This is a genomic window from Salmonella enterica subsp. enterica serovar Typhimurium str. LT2, assembly GCF_000006945.2.
Taxonomy (GTDB): domain Bacteria; phylum Pseudomonadota; class Gammaproteobacteria; order Enterobacterales; family Enterobacteriaceae; genus Salmonella; species Salmonella enterica.
The window spans coordinates 1,862,389-1,884,694 of the sequence record NC_003197.2 but is presented as its reverse complement, the minus strand read 5'-3'; the positions used below and the strand labels follow the sequence as shown (position 1 = coordinate 1,884,694).

The following is a 22,306-nucleotide window of genomic DNA, read 5'->3' as shown; positions in this document are numbered from 1 at the left end:
TCACTTTGCACCGGCGTATACCGCCAGAAATAATGTGAAAAAAGCGTATCGGATTAACGATAAGAAACAATGTGAAGTGTGTGGGTATAGCTTATAGCGGTATATTTATACCCATTATCGGTTTTTCGGCGAAAGGGCCGTAGCGGGGAAGGGCGGTTGAGCTTGTTCCAGGATGAGGTTTTTAGCGAGTGACCTCGGGTAGATTTAGCCTGTTCTCGCCATTTCAGGGATGCGTAAGTTGATGCAAAAGGGGGGAGGATTTGAGGTCATCGTTAAAAGAAGCATACTTCGTGATGATTTTTATATAAAATAGTGATGCTGGTTTTAAAGGAATGCAAAAAAGAGACTGTTTGAAAGAGGGCGTCCCATGAAAAATAACATCAGATTTGACTTATCCGATTATTTGATTCATTTTTTTCGGGACGTTAATTTAGAGACCGGTAGCCATATTTATTTGCCTGAGCACTGTGGTTTTAATAATCAGCACCACGCATGTTTCATTGATGCTAAATATTTACTTCGATTATCTTTACGCAGTCATAAAATTTTCTCGTCCTGGTCATACCGAAATGGGCAACGAACCGTATATGGTGACTCCCCGGTGGTATGCTTTACAGATATGCCGATTGCAGCTTATTTAGAGACTGGTGTTCGCCGATTAGAACGAAATGAAAAAATCGGTTTATATGCAATCGTTTTACCTAAAGAGCAAATGTTTAATTATGGGGCAAGGCCAGTCATATATGGGTTGGATCAGCATAACAATGCTCGATGCTCGCAAGGCAGAAACGGGGAACGTATTCTTGATGAAACGGCTCTTCCTTTGATTGAACAATATAGATATGTTACTTATGTTCCAGGTAAGATTGACTGGACACATGAACGTGAATGGCGATGGCCATATCGTGGCGATATTAATAATTTCCTTAATCATATTAAAGAGTATGGTATTCCGGAAAACATTGAAAGTACCCCAGGATTTGATTTTAGATCAAGCGAAATAAGTGGTGCGGGGATAATCGTCCCGTTTGCAGAAGATATCCCTACCGTAGCTCACGATATTTTAACTTTAATTGACCGGGGTGTCATTGGAAGAAATACTTTCAAATTCATTATAGCTGTAGAGAGTTTACAATCATGGACCCAGCTCTCGGAACCGGGTGCGTTACTGTCCTGTATTAATGACAATACTTTCGAATTTGAATCTTTTTTTGATTTATCTGCATCTAAAGTAAAAAATTATGCTGACTCTATCAATGATTATGTAAGTGAATTATATTCAAAAAAAGATTTTTTAAATGATAGTTATGCAATGGAATTTGGAAATGCCTGGGTCTGGATTCATGATAACCAATCCCAGGTGGTACGGGCGTTACTGCAGGCTGGAATGATCAAGGTTAATAAAGAAGGGCGGTACTTATTAGATGTTAATTTGGCTTCTGTCGATTGGCCATTAAGAAGAAAAGAGGCTTTCGCAAGTCATGTTGCGGGATGGCTCAAACATCGTTTTGATATCGAAGCGGGAAGGTATTCCGTTCGGGGAAAAGATGATTATGATGCGATCCCAAGTTATGAGACGCCGCTAAAGGATCAGCATCCTTTTTATAACCATACAGTGAATGTCGACTGGTAATTAAGAAAAGAACTTACCCTGTTAGCTCTGCGTTAATTGAGCCTGTCAGTATGAGTTGAGATATTATGAAATAAAAAATCCACGCGGCTGCGTGGATTTTATGACTTTCTTTGCCTCTTATGAGATTCAGCAAAACCTCACGAGACAACAAATTTTATTTAGACGTTGAACAGGAAGTTCATTATATCGCCATCTTTAACGATATAATCTTTGCCTTCCGCTCGCATCTTACCGGCTTCTTTCGCGCCTTGTTCACCTTTATAGGTAATAAAGTCGTCAAAAGCGATAGTTTGGGCGCGGATAAAGCCTTTTTCGAAGTCGGTATGGATTTTACCTGCTGCCTGCGGCGCGGTTGCGCCAACCGGAATAGTCCATGCGCGAACCTCTTTCACCCCGGCGGTGAAGTAGGTCTGGAGGTTCAGCAGGCGATAACCAGCGCGAATAACGCGGTTCAGCCCCGGCTCTTCCAGACCCAGTTCAGCCATAAATTCGTCGCGCTCGTCATCATCCAGCTCAGCAATATCAGCTTCGACGGCGGCACACACCGGAACCACGACCGAACCTTCTTTGGCGGCGATTTCGCGAACCTGGTCCAGATACGGGTTATTTTCAAAACCGTCTTCATTGACGTTAGCGATATACATTGTCGGCTTCAGCGTCAGGAAGCTTAAATAACGGATAGCCGCTTTATCTTCGTCCGTCAGGTCCAGCGAACGCAGCATCCCCGCTTCGGCCAGGTGCGGCAGGCATTTTTCCAGCGCGGCCAGTTCCGCTTTGGCGTCTTTATCGCCGCCTTTGGCTTTCTTCTGTACGCGATGGATAGCGCGCTCGCAGGTATCGAGGTCAGCCAGCGCCAGTTCGGTATTGATAACATCAATATCTTCTGCCGGGTTTACTTTACCCGCCACATGGATGATATTGTCGTTCTCAAAGCAGCGAACCACGTGACCGATAGCTTCAGTTTCACGGATATTGGTCAGGAACTGGTTACCCAACCCTTCGCCTTTGGACGCGCCTTTTACCAGACCGGCGATATCCACGAACTCCATCGTGGTTGGTAGAATGCGTTGCGGTTTAACAATCTCAGCCAACTGGTCCAGACGCGGATCGGGCATCGGCACGACACCGGTATTCGGTTCGATAGTGCAGAACGGAAAGTTTGCCGCTTCAATACCGGCTTTTGTCAGCGCGTTGAACAGGGTGGATTTCCCGACGTTGGGCAGACCGACGATACCGCATTTGAATCCCATGATTTAACTCACCTTAATATCTTAATAATCAACCTGTTATAGAAAACAGATTGCAGAAATGGAAATAACTTCGCCTATTATACACGGCGTGCGGCAAAAATGCCGCACATCACTGGTTATTGCGCCTTAAAGGTATGCAAACGGCTTGTTGCTTTGGCCAGACCCTCTTTGAACCACAATTCCGTACAGCGTGCCGCTTCGTCAATGGCCTCATCAATTAATTTTTGTTCAGAAACAGGGGGTTTACCCAGCACGAAACCAACAACTTTATTTTTATCGCCTGGATGACCAATTCCAACGCGTAATCGGTGAAAGTTGGGATTATTGCCCAGCTTGCTGATGATGTCTTTCAGACCATTGTGGCCGCCGTGGCCGCCGCCAAGTTTAAATTTCGCGACGCCCGGAGGGAGATCCAGCTCGTCGTGAGCGACCAAAATTTCGTCCGGCTGAATACGGTAAAAACTGGCCATTGCGCCAACTGCTTTACCACTGAGGTTCATGAACGTGGTGGGTACCAGCAGGCGAACATCTTCCCCTTCCAGCGTGATGCGTGAGGTATAGCCAAAGAATTTAGGCTCTTCACGCAACGGCGCGCGCAGGCGCTCCGCCAGTAAATCGACGTACCATGCGCCTGCATTGTGTCGCGTCGCGGCATATTCCGCACCGGGATTCGCCAGACCAACAATCAATTTAATTGCCACGTTTTTTGTCCTGAGTAGATCCATAACTGGCGCGTAGTTTACTGTCTGTCTGCCCGCTTGACAAAACACAGCGACACTCTGAAGTAAATTAAATAATTGCCAGCATTGATTATTAAAAATGTAAACTGTTCAGTGTGTTATTTGTAAAGTTTTGTTAAATGAAACTTTACATTTGTGATCGCACCCGCACTTACAAACGAAAGTGTTGTCTATACTTTACACATAAAGTTTAGGGGGATTTCCTAAAAACAACCCAAAAGTTCCGGAGGTGACATATGAAACGCAAAAACGCTTCGTTATTCGGTAACGTGCTGATGGGGTTGGGGCTGGTCGTGATGGTTGTCGGCGTGGGTTACTCTATTTTAAACCAACTGCCGCAGTTTAATTTGCCGCAATTTTTTGCGCATGGCGCAATACTGAGCATTTTTGTCGGTGCAGTTCTTTGGCTGGCGGGGGCTCGTGTAGGGGGGCATGAGCAGGTGAGCGACAAATATTGGTGGGTACGTCACTATGACAAACGTTGCCGCCGTAACGACAATCGTCGTCATAGCTAACCGGTTCAGGCCCGGTAAGCGTTATCGCCACCGGGCATTGTCCATTAACTGAGTAAATCCGCTAACGCCTCCGTCCTGTTCGGGAAGAAGGTCAGACGCCCAGGAATAGGTTTGATACCGGCACGCGCCATTGTGCGCAGCGGTTGGAACTCCAGGTTACTGATACGCAATTCGCAACCTTCCGGCAGACGCTTCACAAAACGCTGAAAAGCATCAAGCCCGCCTGCATCCAGCACTGGTACTGCGTCCCATTTCAGAACGACGATACGTTTGCCCTTAATACGTGACTCAAGGTCGGTAAACAGCCCTTCCGCCGCGGCGAAAAAGAGCGGACCGATAACACGCAGCACCAGCACATCATCAGGCACATCGACATTGACCGGCGCAAGTCTAGTCATACGCGCAATACGGCGCATAAACAGCAGGGAAGCAAGGACAATCCCCACGCTGATGGCGATGACCATATCAAACAGAACCGTTAATGACATGCACAGCAGCATAACGATAATGTCGTCTTTCGGCGCATGGCGTAACAGATCCACCACTTTATGGGCTTCACTCATATTCCATGCCACCATCAGCAGTAGCGCCGCCATCGCGGAAAGCGGCAGCCAGGAGAGTAGCGGGGCCAAGACCAGTAGCGCCAGAATGACCAGGATAGCGTGAATTACCGCCGAGATGGGAGAGGTCGCGCCAGCGCGGACGTTGGCGGCAGAGCGGGCAATCGCGGCGGTGGCGGTGATGCCGCCAAAGAACGGCGCGACCATATTCCCCAGCCCCTGGCCGATAAGTTCGCTGTTAGCTTTATGTTTGGTGCCGGTCATGCCGTCCAGCACGACGGCGCAGAGCAATGATTCGATTGCCCCCAGCATTGCCATCGAGAAGGCCGCTGGCAGCAGCGCGCGCAGTGAATCCCAGCTTAGCGTGAAATCGGAGCCAGGAAGACTCCACGGCAGCATCAGTTGCGGCAGGAGCTGCGGGATGCCGTTGCCCTGAGTGCCGTCAGCCAGAACATAATGGAACTGTGAGCCGATAGTCGCCACATTGCCGCCCAGCAGATTAACGATCCCCATCACGGCGCAACCAGCCAGCAGCGCGGGAAGATGTCCTGGCAGACGAATACCGAGACGCGGCCAGAAAATCAACGTTCCCAGCGTTACCACGCCAATGGCGGCATCGCCAATATTGACGGTGGGCAACGCCATAAACAGCGCGCCGACTTTCTGCAAATAGTGCTCTGGCACATGGGCCATCTGCAGACCAAGAAAATCTTTAATCTGCATGGTACCGATGGTAATACCAATCCCTGAGGTAAAACCCAACGTGACCGACACCGGGATATATTCAATCAATCGCCCCAGTCTCGCCAGGCCGAAAAGGATCAGGAAGAAGCCCGACATCAGCGTGGCGACCAGTAGGCCCGCCAGACCAAACTGTTGCGATACCGGATACAAAATCACCACAAACGCGGCGGTAGGGCCGGAAACGCTAAAGCGCGAGCCGCCGGTTAGCGCGATCACGATCCCGGCGACAGCGGAGGTATAGAGGCCATACTGCGGCGCAACGCCACTGCCAATTGCCAGCGCCATCGCCAGCGGGATAGCAATAATCCCGACGGTGATCCCGGCTATCACATCACGGGTGAACCGGGAGGCGGTATATTTTTCTTTCCAGCAAGCATCGATGAGAGCGCGGAAAGGCATCACATGTGAGGAAAATAATTTGTTCACAATAATGTTTCATCCATGAGCGCATCATCTGTCAACTAAATGGCAGGTGAAGGAGGCATAAGTCATACAAAAGGGTGTTACAGACAAAAAAACCCGCCGCAGCGGGTTTCAGATCCGGGTTCGATCAATGCTCGAACATGGCGGAAATCGATTCTTCGTTGCTGATACGGCGAATCGCTTCGGCCAGCATACCTGACAGGGTCAAGGTACGCACGTTCGGCAGCGCTTTGATTTCGTCGGTCAGCGGAATGGTGTCGCAGACAACGACTTCATCAATGACGGAGTTGCGCAGGTTGTTTGCCGCATTGCCTGAGAAGATCGGGTGCGTCGCGTAGGCAAACACGCGTTTAGCGCCACGTTCTTTCAATGCTTCTGCTGCTTTGCACAGAGTACCGCCGGTATCGATCATATCATCAACCAGCACGCAGTCACGGCCAGCGACGTCGCCGATGATGTGCATCACCTGAGAAACGTTCGCGCGCGGACGACGTTTATCAATGATAGCCATATCGGTATCGTTCAGCAGCTTAGCGATAGCGCGGGCACGAACCACGCCGCCAATATCCGGGGAAACCACGATCGGGTTATCCAGATTCAGTTGCAGCATATCTTCGAGCAGGATTGGGCTACCGAACACGTTATCAACCGGAACGTCAAAGAAGCCCTGGATCTGTTCAGCATGCAGATCTACGGTGAGAACGCGGTCAACGCCGACGCTGGACAGGAAGTCAGCGACAACTTTTGCGGTAATCGGCACACGGGCGGAACGTACGCGACGGTCCTGACGTGCATAGCCAAAGTAGGGGATAACGGCGGTGATACGACCTGCGGAAGCACGACGCAGGGCATCAACCATAACGACCAATTCCATCAGGTTGTCGTTGGTTGGGGCACAAGTGGACTGGATGATGAAAATATCACCACCGCGTACATTTTCGTTGATTTGTACGCTGACTTCGCCGTCGCTAAAGCGACCTACGGCGGCGTCGCCGAGAGAAGTGTACAGGCGGTTGGCAATACGTTGTGCTAGTTCCGGGGTAGCGTTACCAGCAAAAAGCTTCATATCAGGCACGAGAAGAACCTCAGGCATGCGTCCATTGGTGGAAAGAATCTGCCGAAAACTGTGCGGGCCAGGCAAAATCCTATCCAGGCGGTGTATTAAAGAGCGCGATGCAACGTCTGGAACAAGGTGACGTTGTCACCGAAGCTCAGCTTGCCCGGCTTACTCGTCTTCATTCACGTTTCATGTGCGCTGGTATCGATGCCTCACACCGGTCAAATACGGCATATATGACCGGCGACTCGTCATTTCGCCATCTTCCTGAAACCCGAATGCGTTAGAGTAACTCTCGATGCAATGGGGAGAGGTTGACACCCTTCGCCACAAAAGCATTGAGCCATTCCGGGGCTTGCTCAAGCACCTGGCGAGCACAAGACTCTGTATCGAATTCAGCAAAGACACAGGCCCCTGTCCCAGTCAGGCGCGACGGCGCGTATTCTAACAGCCAGGAAAGCGCCGCATCAACCTCGCGAAAACGTTTTCTTGCGATAACCTCGCAATCATTGCTGAATTCACATTTTAGTAACGTATCTATTGACCTTTTTGGCGTATTACGCGGCAATTGAGGATCTTTAAAGATAACCGGTGTGGGAATGCTTACGCCAGGGTGCGCGACCAGATACCATTTTTCCGGCGGATTCACCGGCGTTAATATTTCGCCTACGCCTTCGGCAAACGCGGCGTGGCCACGAACAAAGACCGGGACGTCGGCGCCGAGCGTCAGGCCGAGCGTCGCCAGTTCATCAATGGAAAGCCCGCATTGCCAAAGATGATTGAGCGCCACCAGAACGGTCGCGGCGTTAGATGAGCCGCCGCCCAGACCGCCGCCCATGGGAAGGCGCTTCTCAATGCTGATATCCGCACCGCTTCCGGCGGGCAGGCGCCCACTCTCCGAGGCGACTTTCATCAACAGCCGCGCGGCACGGACGATCAGATTGTCTTCATTTTCAACGCCGTTAACCGGCGTTAATAAATGGATTTCGCCATCGTGACGCGGTTCGATGTGGAGTGTGTCGCCATAATCCAGAAACTGAAACAGCGTCTGCAGCGTGTGGTAGCCGTCTGCTCGCTGTCCGGTGATATATAAAAACAGATTTAATTTTGCCGGAGAAGGCCAATGGGTCATCATTTCACAATCCAGTTATCCATTTTCAGCTTAATGCGCTGACTGCCGTCTGAAAGCTCCATATTGGCAGGCATGGCAGGCTGCGTTTTGCTGTCATAGCCACCGTAAACCACTTTCCAGTTTTTACCATCCTGGCGATAGTTCACTTCGCTCAGGCGATACTGGTCGTCCAGTTTGTAGTCGGTGGCATCGCCAGGCAGACCGAGGATCCACTGCCGCAGGCTGTTTAACGGAATCGGCATCCCGGTGAGTTTGCCGATCATCTCTTCGGCGTCATCGGCGGTATAACGCTGGCCTTTGTTATCCACCAACTGAACGTTGCCCGGCTGGGCGTTAAGCTCCAGCTCGGTGCTGCCCAGCGGATTGGTGAGCAGCAGGCGATAGCGATCCTGTCCGGTCTGTTGCCAGAAGAAACGCGCATAGACTTTCTGATCATCTGAGATGTAAGCAAAGGCGCCGCGCGTCTGGTATTGATTCAGATGACGCACCTCTTGCTGATGCTGGCGCCACTGAGGGGAATCCGGGCTCTTGCCCGGGCCTTTATGCCCAGGAAGCGTACAGGCGGTGAGAACCAGGCTTGCTAACGGCAGTAGACGAATCAGGCGAAAATCGGGCAGGGTCATAGTGATGACGAATCCTTGTGATACGGTGCAATAATTGCCTGATGGCGTTACGCTTATCAGGCCTGAAAACTGAACCTGCAGGCTGTAAAAACGTTCGCGCCGCGATTCGGCAAATTTTTGCTATCGGTTACAGTTATAGCCTTTAATGCTAGCGCCGCCTGGTGACATCGTCTACTTTCAAGTTGTCTTAAATCATCAAATTAGCGAGCGCTGCCAATTACTCCAAAAGGGGGCTCTCTCTTTTATTGACCACGCGCATCCTGTATGATGCAAGCAGACTAACCATATCAACGCTGGTACTACTCCCGCAGACATGACCCTTTTAGCGCTCGGTATTAACCATAAAACGGCACCTGTATCGCTGCGAGAACGCGTAACGTTTTCGCCGGACACGCTTGATCAGGCGCTGGACAGCCTGCTTGCGCAGCCAATGGTGCAGGGCGGGGTCGTGCTGTCAACCTGTAACCGTACAGAGCTGTATCTGAGCGTGGAAGAGCAGGATAACCTGCAAGAAGCGCTGATCCGCTGGTTATGCGATTACCATAACCTGAACGAGGACGATCTGCGCAACAGTCTGTACTGGCATCAGGACAATGACGCCGTCAGCCACCTGATGCGCGTCGCCAGCGGTCTGGATTCACTGGTGCTGGGCGAACCGCAAATCCTCGGTCAGGTGAAAAAAGCGTTTGCGGATTCGCAAAAAGGCCACCTTAACGCCAGCGCGCTGGAGCGAATGTTTCAGAAGTCTTTTTCCGTCGCTAAGCGAGTGCGGACTGAAACCGATATCGGCGCTAGCGCCGTCTCCGTCGCGTTTGCCGCCTGTACGCTCGCCCGCCAAATCTTTGAATCGCTCTCGACGGTCACCGTACTGTTAGTTGGCGCGGGCGAAACCATTGAACTGGTGGCGCGTCACCTGCGCGAGCATAAAGTACAAAAGATGATTATCGCCAACCGAACCCGCGAGCGCGCGCAAGCCCTGGCGGATGAGGTAGGCGCTGAGGTTATCTCGCTCAGCGATATCGACGCCCGTTTGCAGGATGCCGATATTATTATCAGTTCGACCGCCAGCCCGCTGCCGATTATCGGTAAAGGCATGGTGGAGCGCGCATTAAAAAGCCGTCGCAACCAGCCGATGCTGCTGGTGGATATTGCCGTACCGCGCGACGTTGAACCGGAAGTCGGCAAACTGGCGAACGCTTATCTTTATAGCGTCGATGATTTACAGAGCATCATTTCGCATAATCTGGCGCAGCGTCAGGCTGCGGCAGTAGAAGCGGAAACGATTGTTGAGCAGGAAGCCAGCGAGTTTATGGCCTGGCTACGCGCCCAGGGGGCCAGCGAGACCATTCGGGAATACCGTAGTCAGTCGGAGCAGATTCGTGACGAACTGACTACCAAAGCGCTGTCGGCCCTTCAACAGGGCGGTGATGCGCAAGCCATCTTGCAGGATCTGGCATGGAAACTGACCAACCGCCTGATTCATGCGCCAACGAAATCACTTCAACAGGCTGCCCGTGACGGGGATGACGAACGCCTGAATATTCTGCGCGACAGCCTCGGGCTGGAGTAGCAGCACACACCACACTTTTTTACAGGGTGAATTTACGCCTATGAAGCCTTCTATCGTTGCCAAACTGGAAGCCCTGCACGAACGCCATGAGGAAGTTCAGGCGTTGCTGGGCGATGCGGGAATTATCGCCGACCAGGACCGCTTTCGCGCATTGTCGCGCGAATATGCGCAATTAAGCGACGTTTCTCGCTGTTTTACGGACTGGCAACAGGTTCAGGACGATATCGAGACGGCTCAGATGATGCTCGACGATCCTGAAATGCGAGAAATGGCGCAGGAAGAACTGCGCGAAGCGAAAGAAAAAAGCGAACAACTGGAGCAACAGTTACAGGTACTGCTGCTGCCGAAAGATCCGGACGATGAACGAAACGCGTTCCTTGAGGTTCGCGCCGGTACCGGCGGCGACGAAGCCGCGCTGTTTGCCGGCGATCTGTTCCGCATGTACAGTCGTTATGCCGAAGCGCGCCGCTGGCGCGTGGAGATCATGAGCATGAGCGAAGGCGAGCATGGCGGTTATAAAGAGATCATCGCCAAAATCAGCGGCGACGGCGTGTATGGCCGACTGAAATTTGAGTCCGGCGGACACCGCGTACAGCGTGTTCCGGCGACCGAGTCGCAGGGGCGTATCCATACCTCCGCCTGTACCGTCGCCGTGATGCCGGAGCTGCCGGAAGCCGAGCTGCCGGATATTAACCCGGCGGATCTGCGCATTGATACGTTTCGTTCTTCCGGCGCGGGCGGTCAGCACGTTAACACCACCGACTCCGCTATCCGTATTACCCACTTGCCGACCGGCATCGTGGTGGAATGCCAGGACGAGCGTTCGCAGCATAAAAACAAAGCGAAAGCGCTCTCGGTGCTCGGGGCGCGCATTCACGCCGCCGAAACGGCAAAACGCCAGCAGGCCGAGGCGTCAACGCGACGCAATCTGCTTGGCAGCGGCGATCGCAGCGATCGTAACCGGACCTATAATTTCCCGCAGGGGCGCGTGACCGATCATCGTATTAATCTGACGTTATATCGCCTTGATGAAACGATGGAAGGTAAGCTGGATATGCTGATTGAGCCGATTGTTCAGGAACACCAGGCTGACCTGTTAGCCGCCTTATCCGAGCAGGAATAATGGATTTTCAGCACTGGCTGCATGAGGCGGTAAACCAGCTCCGGGACAGCGACAGCCCCCGGCGCGACGCCGAGATCCTGCTAGAGTACGTTACGGGCAAGGGGCGGACGTATATCATGGCCTTTGGCGAAACGCCGCTTACCGACGTCCAGCAACAACAGCTCGCGGACCTGCTGCAGCGGCGTAAACAGGGCGAACCTATTGCGTACCTGACGGGCTTACGCGAATTCTGGTCGCTGCCGCTCTTCGTTTCTCCCGCCACGCTAATCCCGCGCCCGGATACCGAATGTCTGGTGGAACAGGCGTTGGCGCGATTGCCGGTAAAAACCTGTCGTATTCTGGATTTAGGCACCGGAACCGGCGCGATTGCGCTGGCGCTGGCCTGCGAGCGACCGGATTGCGAGGTGACTGCGGTCGATCGTATGCCTGATGCGGTTGCGCTGGCGATACGCAACGCGGAACATTTGGCTATCCGGAATGTGCGTATACTGCAAAGTTGTTGGTTCAGCGCGCTATCGGGGCAGCAGTTCGACATGATTGTCAGCAATCCGCCCTACATTGACGCGCAGGACCCGCACCTTAGCGAAGGCGATGTACGCTTTGAACCGCGCTCAGCGTTGGTGGCGGACGAAAACGGTATGGCGGATCTTACGCATATTATCGATAACGCCCGCCAGATGTTAACGCCCGGCGGCTTCCTGCTGCTGGAACACGGTTGGCAGCAGGGCGAAGCGGTAAGAGCGGTTTTCAGGCGGTCTGGTTACTCGGATGTAGAAACGTGTCGTGATTATGGTGGTAATGAACGCGTGACCTGCGGACGTTTTACGCCATGACAATTGCAATGTTGCTCACGCTTCATCTTATCTGTGTTGCGCTCTCCGTCAGTTTGTTTGTCGCTCGTTACTGGTGGCGCTATTGCGGCCATGCGTTGGCCGCCGCGCGCTGGACACGAATCGTGCCTCCCGTCATAGATACCCTGTTACTGCTTAGCGGTATTGGGTTAATCGTTAAAACGCACATCCTGCCATTCACGGAGTCGGGCTCATGGCTGACTGAAAAACTGTTTGGCGTTATCATCTACATCGTTTTGGGTTTTATTGCGCTTGATTATCGTCAGGCGCGCAGCCAGCAGGCGCGTTTTATCGCTTTCCCGCTGGCGCTGGTGGTGCTGTACATCATCATTAAACTCGCCACCACAAAAATACCGTTACTGGGGTAAGTCATGAGGTCGTTAGCTGATTTCGAATTTAACAATGCGCCGCTGTGTGATGGCATGATCCTGGCATCAGAGATGATTCGCCTGGATTTTCCCACGCAGTTTGTCTACGACGAACTGGAACGTCTGGTCAGTCTGGCGCAGGAAGAAATTAGCCAGCTCCTGTCTCAGGATGAGCAACTGGAAAAATTGCTGGCACTTTTTTACGGCGAGTGGGGGTTCACGGATTCCCGCGGCGTCTACCGTCTTTCTGATGCTTTATGGCTCGATAAAGTCCTGAAAAAACGCCAGGGGAGCGCGGTATCGTTGGGCGCTATTTTATTATGGATAGCAAACCGTCTTGATTTGCCGTTGGTGCCCGTTATCTTCCCAACGCAGTTGATTTTGCGTATTGAATCGCTGGAAGGGGAAATGTGGCTGATTAACCCGTTCAACGGTGAAACGCTTGATGAACATACTCTGGAAGTCTGGTTAAAAGGCAATATTAGTCCGGTCGCCGAGTTGTTTAATGAAGATTTGGACGAAGCGGATAACGCCGAAGTGATTCGTAAGCTACTGGATACGCTGAAATCCTCGCTGATGGAGGAACGGCAAATGGAGCTGGCGCTGCGCGTTAGCGAAGCATTGTTGCAATTTAACCCGGAAGATCCTTACGAAATCCGTGACCGCGGGTTGATCTACGCGCAGCTTGAGTGTGAACACGTTGCGCTGACTGATTTAAGCTACTTCGTTGAACAGTGTCCGGAAGACCCGATCAGCGAAATGATTCGTGCGCAGATCAACACCATTGCGCACAAGCAAATTGTTCTACATTAATTAACCGACATTTTACCTATAAGTGTAAGGCGATCCTATGAAACAAAAAGTGGTTAACATTGGCGACATTAAGGTGGCAAATGACCTGCCGTTTGTGCTGTTTGGCGGTATGAACGTGCTGGAGTCACGCGATCTGGCAATGCGCATTTGTGAGCACTACGTAACCGTTACCCAGAAGCTGGGTATTCCTTACGTGTTCAAGGCCTCTTTTGATAAAGCCAACCGTTCCTCTATTCACTCTTACCGTGGGCCGGGTCTGGAAGAAGGGATGAAAATCTTCCAGGAACTCAAGCAGACATTTGGCGTAAAAGTGATCACTGACGTCCATGAAGCCAGCCAGGCGCAGCCTGTTGCTGATGTGGTTGACGTGATTCAGCTCCCGGCGTTTCTGGCGCGCCAGACCGACCTGGTGGAAGCGATGGCGAAAACCGGCGCTGTGATTAACGTGAAAAAGCCGCAGTTCGTAAGCCCGGGTCAGATGGGCAATATTGTGGATAAGTTCCATGAGGGCGGTAACGATAAGGTGATTCTGTGCGACCGCGGCGCGAACTTCGGCTATGACAACCTGGTGGTGGATATGCTGGGCTTTAGCGTGATGAAAAAGGTCTCCGGCAACTCGCCAGTGATTTTCGACGTCACCCACGCGCTGCAATGCCGCGACCCATTTGGCGCCGCCTCTGGCGGTCGTCGTGGTCAGGTGACCGAGCTGGCGCGCGCCGGTATGGCTGTCGGTCTGGCGGGCCTGTTCCTGGAGTCGCATCCGGACCCGGCTAACGCGAAGTGCGACGGTCCTTCCGCGCTGCCGCTGGCGAAACTGGAGCAGTTCCTGACCCAGATAAAAGCGATTGATGATTTGGTGAAAAGCTTCGACGAGCTGGATACCGAGAACTGATTGCGGTTTTTAGCTTGTGTAGGCCGGATAAGATACTATCCGGCTTTTTTATATCAGGCAAAAATCGTCATCAGATAGGCGGCAAATAAAGCCAGATGCGCCGCGCCGTTTAGCACGTTGGTGCGTCCGGTAGAGAACGAAATATGGCACAGCACTAACGAGGCCACCATCACTACCATTTCCGGCGCGCCTAAACCAAACACCAGATCATTACCTGTCGCCCAGGCGATGAGCGTGACGACCGGCACGGTTAATGAAATCGTCGCCAACACCGATCCGAAGAACAGATTCATTGCCCGCTGAACCTGATTATTCAGTACCGCCTTCAGCGCGCCCAGTCCTTCCGGCGAGAGAATTAACAGCGCGACCAGGAAACCGGTAAAGGCGACCGGGGCGTTCATGCTGGTCAGCAACGCCTCCAGCGGGCTGGCATTCATTTTGGTAACGGCAATGACCGCAATTAAATGAATGAGTAACCAGACCGTATGCCAGCCGCTACTGTGCGCGGAGGGTTTACCGTGGTGTGGATTGTCATCATCGCCTTCATCTTCATGTTCATAGATAAATAAGCTCTGGTGCGTTTTGGTTTGAATCAACAAAAATACGCCGTACATCGCGGCGGAAATTAACGCGACCAATAATGCCTGACCGGTAGAGAAATTGGCTTGCGGCAATGCCATTGGAAAAACCAGCACAATAATCGCTAGCGGAAACAGCGCGATAAGATACTGCTTAATCCCAAATAAATTCATATATTGCGTTGCGAATTTACGCCCGCCCAACAACAACGAGAAACCGACCAGTCCCCCGGTGACAATCATAATAATAGAGTAGAGCGTATCGCGCATAAGCGTTGGCGCAGCATCGCCGGTAGCCATCAGCGCGGAAATTAAACTCACCTCAAGAATAACGACGGACAGGCTTAAAATAAGCGATCCATAGGGTTCGCCGAGTCGATGCGCTAATACATCGGCATGACGGACCACGCTAAATGCGCTGCTTAAAATACCAATAAGTGCAAGGATATTGATGCCAATAACCACTGGTAGTGACTGGCTGCTTCCCCAAAGGAACAGCACTACCAGCGCAAGAACCGGGAAAATAAGCGAAGTCTCCTTATGGCGGGTTTTCACCGCCTCACAGGCATGTGTCATGAGGGTCTCCCTTGTGCAGGTGTTAATATTTTGGAAAGAGTAAAGAAGGTAAAAATAGCAGAAATTTGTATTTTTTTAGTGGTTTTTTACGTAGTTTTACGGCGTAGACGATTTTTTTCTTTCAAGGTCAGTAAAACAAGCATCTTGTTTTAACAGTGTTTAAATAACAAAAAGTTAATTTCCGTAAAAAGCAAAAATCCTCCTCGACTGGCGTAATAACGCATTGTTTACCACACTTAATGTTTTCCCTGAAGACGGAGGCGCTGATGCCGTATAAAGCCAAAAGTGATTTACCCGATAATGTGCGGAATGTTCTTCCAGCCCATGCCCAGGACATTTACAAAGAAGCGTTTAATAGCGCCTGGGAGCAATATAAAGATAAAGCCGATCGTCGTGATGACGCCAGCCGCGAGGAAACCGCACACAAAGTCGCCTGGGCGGCGGTTAAAAACGATTATGAAAAAGGCGAGGATGATAAATGGCATAAGAAAAAATAAACGCGGTATTACTCGCGTGTTAGCCTGATTTTCTTGCCGGAAGTCTATCCTGACGCGGGAGCTTTTCCCGCGTACAGATTCAAAATGTCAGCACTTTGTCCGCTGCCAGCGTCCATTGCGCCAGCTCGACCAGCGTTCCGATTTCCACACCGTCAATCAGCGGCAGGGGAGTGATACCACGTCCGTCCGCACAGGTTTTGCATAATTTTACCGGTACGTTTTGCGCGGTCAGAATTTCCAGCATTTGCTGAATATTGTAGCCTTCGGCTGGTTTTTGACCGCGTAACCCTGCGGTTACGGCATCTGACATCAAAAACAGGCGTAAATCGAGATGGCTTTCCTGCTCGCGCAGCGCAATGGCCAGACGCAGGCTATTAAATAATGATTCGCTGCCGTAGGCGGCGCCGTTAGCGATAATGACGATATTTTGCATGGATAACCCTTCTCCTTGAGAAATTTTGTCGGCAATGGCGTTATGTTACCTCGGGAACCGGGTACCGCCAAATGCGTGGATAAAATCCCGGGACGCTCTGCGGAAAAAATAAGGATATTCCTGGAAGCACGAGAAAAGGCTGCAAAACCTGTCCGGACACGTTATGGTTTACTCTGATGTCATTCCTCTTATCTTTTGTTGTAGAAGTTGCCGACACGTTGAGCCGTATTGTTTTTCGTTCATTCTCACTCTCGCTTCTCTTGCTGGCTGCCAGCGGTACGATCCGTGCGCAGGCGCAAGATCCTTTCACGCAAAACCGTCTGCCGGATTTAGGCATGATGCCGGAATCCCACGAAGGGGAAAAGCATTTTGCCGAGATGGCCAAAGCGTTTGGCGAAGCCAGCATGAAAAATAACGATCTGGATACTGGTGAACAGGCGCGGCAATTCGCTTTCGGACAGGTACGCGATGTGGTCAGCGAGCAGGTTAACCAGCAGCTTGAAAGCTGGCTATCAGCCTGGGGCAGCGCCAGCGTGGATATTAACGTCGATAACGAAGGTCATTTTAACGGCAGTCGCGGAAGCTGGTTTATCCCTTTACAGGATAAACAGCGCTATCTGACCTGGAGCCAGCTTGGTCTTACGCAACAGACTGACGGACTGGTAAGCAACATTGGCGTAGGACAGCGCTGGGCGCAGGATGGCTGGCTTCTTGGCTATAATACCTTTTACGATAATCTGCTGGATGAAAATCTACAGCGCGCCGGCTTTGGCGCGGAGGCGTGGGGAGAATATTTGCGTTTATCCGCCAACTATTATCAGCCTTTTGCCGACTGGCAGACGCATACGGCGACCTTAGAACAGCGAATGGCGCGCGGATATGATATCAACGCGCAAATGCGCCTGCCGTTTTACCAGCATATCAATACCAGCGTTAGTCTGGAGCAGTACTTTGGCGATAGCGTGGATCTGTTTGACTCCGGAACGGGGTATCACAATCCTGTCGCGTTAAAACTGGGTCTCAACTATACGCCAGTACCTTTGCTTACCATGACCGCCCAGCACAAACAGGGCGAGAGCGGGGTCAGTCAAAATAACCTGGGGCTGACGCTTAACTACCGCTTCGGCGTGCCGCTCAAAAAGCAGCTTGCCGCCAGTGAAGTGGCGCAAAGCCAGTCATTACGCGGTAGCCGCTATGATACGCCGCAACGTAACTCGCTGCCGACAATGGAGTATCGGCAGCGTAAAACGTTAACGGTTTTTCTGGCGACGCCGCCCTGGGATCTTACGCCTGGTGAGACGGTTGCGTTAAAATTGCAGGTGCGCAGCGTGCACGGTATTCGTCATTTGAGCTGGCAGGGCGATACACAGGCATTAAGTTTGACGGCAGGAACGGACACCCGCAGTACCGAGGGCTGGACAATCATTATGCCGGCCTGGGATCACCGCGAAGGCGCGGCAAATCGCTGGCGTTTATCGGTGGTGGTTGAGGATGAAAAAGGTCAGCGTGTCTCTTCCAATGAGATCACGCTCGCGCTGACTGAACCGTTTATCACGATGCCGGACGATAATCCGCATTGGCAACCGTTCCAGGAGCAATAATTAAAAGATGCGTTCCTGATGTACCCAGACGGCGGCCTCCACGCGCGATTTCAGCTTCATTTTCTTGAGCATATGTTTCACGTGCACTTTGACCGTACTTTCGGTGATATCCAGACGCCGGGCAATCATCTTATTCGGCAATCCCTGCGCGATGAGCTTCAGAATATCGCGCTCACGCGGGGTGAGTTGCGTTACATCGCGATCGGTGGTGGCGCGGTTGGCCCGCAGGCTGGCCGCCAGTACCGGCGTTAACGCTTCACTTAATACCATTTCGCCGGCGGCGGCCTGTTGTAACGCTTTGAGCAAGTCCTCCGGCTCCATGTCTTTCAACAGATAACCGTCCGCGCCGCGCTTTAGCGCCGTGACGACATCTTCTTCATGGTTGGATACGCTGAAAACGACAATACGTCCTGACAGCGCTTTTTCGCGTAATTTATCCAGCGTTTCGAGACCATTCATTCCCGGCATATTCAAATCAAGGAGGATCAGATCGGGATCGAGCGATTCCGCCAGGTCAATACCCTGCTCACCGTTGCTGGCTTCTCCGACCACGCTGATATCGGGCGCCATACTCACAAGCTGCTTTACACCCGTGCGTAGCATCGGATGGTCATCGATTAACAGGATGGTTGCCGGTTCCTGATTATTCATGGGTATCTCCCTGGGTTTCTGTGAAGTTTGTTTCTGGAATAAAAGTAACAGTGACCTCTGTTCCGCCAGTCTCGCGTCGGCGTACCTGGCAATCGCCGCGCAAACTTTGCGCCCGATCGCGCATGATGATCATGCCGTAGTGATTACTGCGTTCGGCGTTTTCCGGGACGCCGCAGCCATTATCCTGCACTTTTAGTTTGACCTGTTTGCCACATTGCGTCACTGTCACCACCACATCGTCGGCATGAGAGTGTTTAAGGGCGTTGCTGAGGGCTTCCCTGGCAATTTGCAACAGGTGTATCGCCTGGTGTGAAGGCACCAGGCGGGGGGGAAGCTGATAATCCAGTTTTACCGTAAAGCCAAACCGGGCGCTGAACTCCTGGCAGCTTGCCTCCAGCGCCGGACGTAGCCCGGGTTCCGTCAACTGTAACCGGAAAGTGGTTAACAGTTCGCGCAGTTGCGCCCAGGAGCAGTTTAGCTCATTGCGAATTTGGCTGAGTAACTCACGGCTGCTTTCCGGTAACACGTCGCCCTGCATTTGCAGGCAGCTCACCTGCATCTTCATACAAGAGAGCGACTGGGCAATAGAATCATGCAGTTCGCGGGCAATGGTGGCACGCTCTTCCATGACAATCAACTGCTGCTGGCGCTCCTGATGCCTGTCGAGCGCCAGAGTCGCGGTAAGCTGTTCAACCAGCGTGTCCACCAACTGTTGTTGATCGTGGCTGAGATGGCGTCCATAGGGCAGCGTCGCCAGCAAAATACCGTATTGGGTGTGAGAGTCGGTGAGCCGCCATTTTAAGGTGGTGCCGCCGTTAATCATCGGCAGGGCGCTACGTGGGCAAAGGTGGCAGCCTTTATCATCGCAACTGATGTCCGACTGACAGGTAAATTCCTGGTGATTATCTTCATCTTCCAGGTCATAGACCCGCAGCTCAATATCATGCAACTGGGTTAAATTTTGCAGGCCATTCAGTACCGGTGAAAGACGCTCACATAGCGGAGCCTGTGAATGCAGTCGGCGGTTGGCTTGCCACAAAAACGAGAGAATCTGGTTTTTATGTTCCAGACCGGCTGTTTTTTCCTGTACGCGCTGTTCCAGTACCGCATAACTTTCGGCCAGTTCTTCAGACATATTATTGAGCGCAGAACCCAACGCGGCCATCTCATTGCGTCCACTGATATTGGCACGTTGGGTAAAGTCGCGCTGACTGACGGCGCGCGCCATTGATAACAACTGTTTCCAGGGCTGCAAAAGGCGAACACGTAGCCAGATAATCGTAAATACCAGCAATAGCGCCATAAAGATCGCCATTACCCGGTGAACTAATACCACGCGTTCGATACGCAATTCAGTCGTATGGTCGAACGACGTCACCAGGCGATCCAGGCCCGCCACAAAGCGCGTGACATCTTCTGCGACCGCGTGCGCGTTTTGCGCGTGCTGTAGCCCTGGCGAGAGTTCGTTATGCCAGTAATCCTGCAACGCTTTAAGCTGCTTCTGCTGCCCGTCTCGCTCAGCGGCGCGGGTCAGTTCAGGGCTGAATGCCGTTTGCTCCATCTCATCCAGCAGCTTTTGATCTTTAGCATCCAGCGGGACAGCTGCCAGTAGTCGATAGCTTTGCATACGCAATGAGCCCGCTTTATTAATCGCATGAGCGCTACCCTGCACACCCTGAACCAGCCAGCCGGAAACCGCCATCCCCGCCACGCCGATAGCGGTAGAGAGCATGACAATCAGCGCCAGTTGGTTAACCAGCGTAAGAGGAGAGAAACACCGTTTAAACATGTTACCTTCTTTCTTCGGGGTAATGTCGCCGAAAAAACGTAGCAAAAAAGAGGGGCGTCAATCGGCTGTGCCGCTATTCTCAACGATACAGCGGAGTATACCCATACCTATAACGAGTTACTCCTTAATTGCCGCTGTAGAGAGGTATCTGCGACGGGAAGGAGTAGACAGACACAGCATGGTGAAAAACCACAGCTTTTTTACCAAAATAGCCTACTCATTAAGGGTAATAACTATTTTTAGTCGCCGGTGATGACGACTTTTCCTTTGATTTATATCAACTTACCTTCGGCAGTAAACCCTAATGTGGCAGACATCAAATCAAGAATCAGAGGTGTCTATGAGTCACTTATCCGCCCCGGAAAGGGCAACTGGCGCTGTTATCACGGAATGGCGTCCGGAAGATCCGGCATTCTGGCAGCAGCGCGGCCATCGTGTCGCCAGCCGTAATTTGTGGATTTCTGTGCCGTGTTTACTGCTGGCGTTTTGCGTCTGGATGCTATTCAGCGCAGTGGCGGTGAACCTGCCGAAAGTGGGATTTAATTTTACGACCGATCAGCTCTTTATGTTGACTGCGCTGCCATCTGTTTCCGGCGCGCTGCTACGGGTGCCTTACTCCTTTATGGTGCCGCTATTTGGCGGACGTCGCTGGACAGCGTTCAGTACCGGTATCCTCATCGTGCCCTGCGTATGGTTAGGCTTTGCCGTTCAGGATACCAGTACGCCATTTAGCACCTTCATTATTATTTCCTTGCTGTGTGGTTTTGCCGGCGCGAACTTTGCCTCCAGTATGGCGAACATCAGCTTTTTCTTTCCTAAACAAAAGCAGGGCGGCGCGCTGGGTCTGAACGGTGGTCTGGGCAATATGGGCGTGAGCGTGATGCAACTGGTTGCGCCGCTGGTGGTTTCGCTCTCTATCTTTGCCGCCTTTGGCAGCCACGGTGTAGAGCAGCCGGACGGTTCTCAGCTCTATCTGGCGAACGCGGCCTGGATTTGGGTGCCTTTCCTGGCCATTTTTACGCTGGCGGCGTGGTTCGGCATGAACGAACTGGCGACGTCTAAGGCCTCGCTAAAAGAGCAACTGCCGGTGCTCAAACGTGGTCATCTGTGGATCATGAGTCTGCTGTATCTGGCGACCTTCGGATCGTTTATCGGTTTCTCCGCGGGGTTCGCGATGCTGTCTAAAACGCAATTCCCGGATGTGCAGATCCTGCATTATGCGTTTTTCGGTCCGTTTATCGGCGCGCTGGCGCGTTCGGCAGGCGGCGCAATTTCTGACCGTCTGGGGGGGACTCGCGTCACGCTTATCAACTTTGTCCTGATGGCGATTTTCAGCGGTCTGCTGTTCCTGACATTACCTACTGGCGGCGTTGGCGGTAGCTTTATCGCGTTCTACGGGGTATTTCTGGCGCTGTTCCTGACGGCTGGGTTGGGGAGTGGTTCTACCTTCCAGATGATCTCCGTTATCTTCCGTAAACTGACAATGGACCGGGTAAAAGCGGAAGGCGGGTCGGAAGAAAGAGCCATGCGTGAAGCGGCAACTGATACGGCGGCGGCGCTGGGCTTTATTTCCGCGATTGGCGCGATTGGCGGCTTTTTTATTCCGAAAGCGTTTGGTTCATCTTTAGCATTAACCGGTTCTCCAGTCGGCGCGATGAAAGTCTTTCTTATTTTCTATATCGCCTGCGTCGTTATTACCTGGGCGGTATATGGACGTCATTCTAAAAATAAAAAGTAACTTTTGATTATCCTTTGCGCGGCGTTAGACCGCGCTTTTTTTTATCTGTATTTAGTTACAACATACTTATAATCAAGAAGAGAGACGCGGCAGGGCTAACCACGCACATCTTTATCGGTCATCCAGGGGGATACCCCTTAATACCCACT

At 52.0% G+C, this 22,306-nt stretch carries 21 protein-coding genes and 32 other annotated features (1 of these 53 cut by a window edge); of the genes, 11 read left to right on the top strand and 10 right to left on the bottom strand.

What is annotated here, in order from left to right:
* Positions 1–362 precede the first annotated feature (362 nt).
* Positions 363–368, top strand: a ribosome-binding site (putative RBS for STM1785; RegulonDB:STMS1H001959).
* Positions 363–1,633 (top strand): putative cytoplasmic protein gene (locus STM1785; protein NP_460741.1). Within the gene, positions 368–1,633 belong to an annotated coding region; the region does not span the whole gene. Its footprint overlaps the feature before it by 6 nt.
* Positions 1,634–1,791: 158 nt before the next feature.
* Here the strand turns inward: STM1785 and ychF are convergent.
* Both ychF and pth read right to left on the bottom strand, forming a co-directional pair.
* Positions 1,792–2,898, bottom strand: a protein-coding gene (gene ychF, locus STM1784) for a putative GTP-binding protein (protein ID NP_460740.1). Within the gene, positions 1,792–2,883 belong to an annotated coding region; the region does not span the whole gene.
* Positions 2,893–2,898 (bottom strand) — a ribosome-binding site (putative RBS for ychF; RegulonDB:STMS1H001958). It overlaps the preceding gene by 6 nt.
* 101 nt (positions 2,899–2,999) lie before the next feature.
* Positions 3,000–3,608, bottom strand: a complete 609-nt coding sequence (gene pth / locus STM1783; protein ID NP_460739.3) for a peptidyl-tRNA hydrolase — start codon at positions 3,606–3,608, stop codon at positions 3,000–3,002.
* 241 nt (positions 3,609–3,849) lie between these two features.
* Positions 3,850–3,855, top strand: a ribosome-binding site (putative RBS for ychH; RegulonDB:STMS1H001957).
* On the opposite strand from pth, the gene ychH reads away from it, so the two are divergent.
* Positions 3,850–4,138 (top strand): putative inner membrane protein gene (gene ychH, locus STM1782; RefSeq protein ID NP_460738.1). Within the gene, positions 3,860–4,138 belong to an annotated coding region; the region does not span the whole gene. It overlaps the preceding feature by 6 nt.
* A 44-nt stretch (positions 4,139–4,182) precedes the next feature.
* Here ychH and ychM read toward each other — a convergent pair.
* The 4 genes from ychM to lolB all read right to left on the bottom strand — a co-directional run bounded on the left by ychM (position 4,183) and on the right by lolB (position 8,694).
* Positions 4,183–5,844: a putative SulP family transport protein gene (gene ychM / locus STM1781; RefSeq protein NP_460737.3), complete on the bottom strand. Its 1,662-nt coding sequence runs from the start codon at positions 5,842–5,844 to the stop codon at positions 4,183–4,185.
* A gap of 148 nt (positions 5,845–5,992) precedes the next feature.
* The gene (prsA, locus tag STM1780; RefSeq protein ID NP_460736.1) for a phosphoribosylpyrophosphate synthetase occupies positions 5,993–7,008 on the bottom strand. Within the gene, positions 5,993–6,940 belong to an annotated coding region; the region does not span the whole gene.
* Positions 6,947–6,952, bottom strand: a ribosome-binding site (putative RBS for prsA; RegulonDB:STMS1H001956). Its footprint overlaps the gene before it by 6 nt.
* Positions 6,976–6,984, bottom strand: a -10 signal (putative -10_signal for prsA; RegulonDB:STMLTH004510).
* Positions 7,000–7,008 (bottom strand) — a -35 signal (putative -35_signal for prsA; RegulonDB:STMLTH004510).
* 197 nt (positions 7,009–7,205) lie before the next feature.
* Positions 7,206–8,069 (bottom strand): isopentenyl monophosphate kinase gene (gene ipk, locus STM1779; protein ID NP_460735.1). Within the gene, positions 7,206–8,057 belong to an annotated coding region; the region does not span the whole gene.
* Positions 8,054–8,694 (bottom strand): outer membrane lipoprotein gene (lolB, locus tag STM1778; RefSeq protein ID NP_460734.1). Within the gene, positions 8,054–8,677 belong to an annotated coding region; the region does not span the whole gene. The genes ipk and lolB overlap by 16 nt, the downstream gene beginning before the upstream one ends.
* Positions 8,064–8,069, bottom strand: a ribosome-binding site (putative RBS for ipk; RegulonDB:STMS1H001955). (Overlaps the previous gene by 6 nt.)
* Positions 8,689–8,694 (bottom strand) — a ribosome-binding site (putative RBS for lolB; RegulonDB:STMS1H001954). (Lies within the gene lolB.)
* A 276-nt stretch (positions 8,695–8,970) precedes the next feature.
* Positions 8,971–8,976: a ribosome-binding site (putative RBS for hemA; RegulonDB:STMS1H001953), on the top strand.
* On the opposite strand from lolB, the gene hemA reads away from it, so the two are divergent.
* From hemA to kdsA, 6 genes are all read left to right on the top strand, one after another.
* Positions 8,971–10,247, top strand: a protein-coding gene (hemA, locus tag STM1777; protein ID NP_460733.1) for a glutamyl tRNA reductase. Within the gene, positions 8,991–10,247 belong to an annotated coding region; the region does not span the whole gene. It overlaps the preceding feature by 6 nt.
* A gap of 22 nt (positions 10,248–10,269) precedes the next feature.
* Positions 10,270–10,275: a ribosome-binding site (putative RBS for prfA; RegulonDB:STMS1H001952), on the top strand.
* Positions 10,270–11,370, top strand: a protein-coding gene (gene prfA / locus STM1776) for a peptide chain release factor RF-1 (RefSeq protein ID NP_460732.1). Within the gene, positions 10,288–11,370 belong to an annotated coding region; the region does not span the whole gene. (Overlaps the previous feature by 6 nt.)
* Positions 11,362–11,367 (top strand) — a ribosome-binding site (putative RBS for hemK; RegulonDB:STMS1H001951). (Overlaps the previous gene by 6 nt.)
* Positions 11,362–12,203 (top strand): putative protoporphyrinogen oxidase gene (gene hemK, locus STM1775; RefSeq protein ID NP_460731.1). Within the gene, positions 11,370–12,203 belong to an annotated coding region; the region does not span the whole gene. Before prfA ends, hemK begins: the two co-directional genes overlap by 9 nt.
* Positions 12,133–12,141: a -35 signal (putative -35_signal for sirC; RegulonDB:STMLTH004509), on the top strand. Its footprint overlaps the gene before it by 9 nt.
* The gene (gene sirC / locus STM1774; RefSeq protein NP_460730.1) for a regulator of invasion genes occupies positions 12,133–12,589 on the top strand. Within the gene, positions 12,200–12,589 belong to an annotated coding region; the region does not span the whole gene. The genes hemK and sirC overlap by 71 nt, the downstream gene beginning before the upstream one ends.
* Positions 12,149–12,157 (top strand) — a -10 signal (putative -10_signal for sirC; RegulonDB:STMLTH004509). Its footprint overlaps the gene before it by 9 nt.
* Positions 12,184–12,189, top strand: a ribosome-binding site (putative RBS for sirC; RegulonDB:STMS1H001950).
* Positions 12,581–12,586, top strand: a ribosome-binding site (putative RBS for ychA; RegulonDB:STMS1H001949).
* Positions 12,581–13,402 (top strand): putative transcriptional regulator gene (ychA, locus tag STM1773; protein ID NP_460729.1). Within the gene, positions 12,593–13,402 belong to an annotated coding region; the region does not span the whole gene. The genes sirC and ychA overlap by 9 nt, the downstream gene beginning before the upstream one ends.
* Positions 13,403–13,428: 26 nt before the next feature.
* Positions 13,429–13,434: a ribosome-binding site (putative RBS for kdsA; RegulonDB:STMS1H001948), on the top strand.
* Positions 13,429–14,294, top strand: a protein-coding gene (gene kdsA, locus STM1772) for a 3-deoxy-D-manno-octulosonic acid 8-P synthetase (protein ID NP_460728.1). Within the gene, positions 13,440–14,294 belong to an annotated coding region; the region does not span the whole gene. It overlaps the preceding feature by 6 nt.
* 53 nt (positions 14,295–14,347) lie before the next feature.
* Here the strand turns inward: kdsA and chaA are convergent.
* Positions 14,348–15,461 (bottom strand): CaCA family, sodium-calcium/proton antiporter gene (gene chaA, locus STM1771; RefSeq protein NP_460727.1). Within the gene, positions 14,348–15,448 belong to an annotated coding region; the region does not span the whole gene.
* Positions 15,456–15,461: a ribosome-binding site (putative RBS for chaA; RegulonDB:STMS1H001947), on the bottom strand. (Overlaps the previous gene by 6 nt.)
* Before the next feature lie 244 nt (positions 15,462–15,705).
* Positions 15,706–15,711: a ribosome-binding site (putative RBS for chaB; RegulonDB:STMS1H001946), on the top strand.
* On the opposite strand from chaA, the gene chaB reads away from it, so the two are divergent.
* Positions 15,706–15,945 (top strand): cation transport regulator gene (gene chaB / locus STM1770; protein ID NP_460726.1). Within the gene, positions 15,715–15,945 belong to an annotated coding region; the region does not span the whole gene. Its footprint overlaps the feature before it by 6 nt.
* A 79-nt stretch (positions 15,946–16,024) precedes the next feature.
* Here the strand turns inward: chaB and ychN are convergent.
* Positions 16,025–16,395, bottom strand: a protein-coding gene (gene ychN / locus STM1769; RefSeq protein ID NP_460725.1) for a putative ACR protein. Within the gene, positions 16,025–16,378 belong to an annotated coding region; the region does not span the whole gene.
* Positions 16,390–16,395 (bottom strand) — a ribosome-binding site (putative RBS for ychN; RegulonDB:STMS1H001945). Its footprint overlaps the gene before it by 6 nt.
* A 146-nt stretch (positions 16,396–16,541) precedes the next feature.
* Positions 16,542–16,547: a ribosome-binding site (putative RBS for ychP; RegulonDB:STMS1H001944), on the top strand.
* Here ychN and ychP point away from each other — a divergent pair.
* Positions 16,542–17,979, top strand: a protein-coding gene (gene ychP / locus STM1768; RefSeq protein ID NP_460724.3) for a putative invasin. Within the gene, positions 16,555–17,979 belong to an annotated coding region; the region does not span the whole gene. It overlaps the preceding feature by 6 nt.
* Here the strand turns inward: ychP and narL are convergent.
* Both narL and narX read right to left on the bottom strand, forming a co-directional pair.
* Positions 17,980–18,643, bottom strand: a protein-coding gene (gene narL, locus STM1767; protein NP_460723.1) for a response regulator in two-component regulatory system with NarX (or NarQ). Within the gene, positions 17,980–18,630 belong to an annotated coding region; the region does not span the whole gene.
* The gene (gene narX / locus STM1766; protein NP_460722.1) for a sensory histidine kinase in two component regulatory system with NarL occupies positions 18,623–20,535 on the bottom strand. Within the gene, positions 18,623–20,419 belong to an annotated coding region; the region does not span the whole gene. The genes narL and narX overlap by 21 nt, the downstream gene beginning before the upstream one ends.
* Positions 18,638–18,643 (bottom strand) — a ribosome-binding site (putative RBS for narL; RegulonDB:STMS1H001943). (Overlaps the previous gene by 6 nt.)
* Positions 20,411–20,435, top strand: a protein binding site (putative binding site for FNR, RegulonDB: STMS1H000171).
* Positions 20,422–20,427, bottom strand: a ribosome-binding site (putative RBS for narX; RegulonDB:STMS1H001942). (Overlaps the previous feature by 6 nt.)
* Positions 20,501–20,509 (bottom strand) — a -10 signal (putative -10_signal for narX; RegulonDB:STMLTH004508).
* Positions 20,527–20,535: a -35 signal (putative -35_signal for narX; RegulonDB:STMLTH004508), on the bottom strand.
* A gap of 3 nt (positions 20,536–20,538) precedes the next feature.
* Positions 20,539–20,559, top strand: a protein binding site (putative binding site for NarL, RegulonDB: STMS1H000315).
* 5 nt (positions 20,560–20,564) lie between these two features.
* Positions 20,565–20,573 (top strand) — a -35 signal (putative -35_signal for narK; RegulonDB:STMLTH004507).
* Between narX and narK the strand changes: the two genes are divergently transcribed.
* Positions 20,565–22,157 (top strand): MFS superfamily nitrite extrusion protein gene (narK, locus tag STM1765; protein NP_460721.1). Within the gene, positions 20,760–22,157 belong to an annotated coding region; the region does not span the whole gene. It overlaps the preceding feature by 9 nt.
* Positions 20,584–20,592, top strand: a -10 signal (putative -10_signal for narK; RegulonDB:STMLTH004507). It overlaps the preceding gene by 9 nt.
* Positions 20,635–20,655: a protein binding site (putative binding site for NarL, RegulonDB: STMS1H000306), on the top strand.
* Positions 20,685–20,709 (top strand) — a protein binding site (putative binding site for FNR, RegulonDB: STMS1H000167).
* Positions 20,751–20,756: a ribosome-binding site (putative RBS for narK; RegulonDB:STMS1H001941), on the top strand.
* Before the next feature lie 139 nt (positions 22,158–22,296).
* Positions 22,297–22,306: a protein binding site (putative binding site for NarL, RegulonDB: STMS1H000320), on the top strand (it continues 11 nt past the right edge of the window).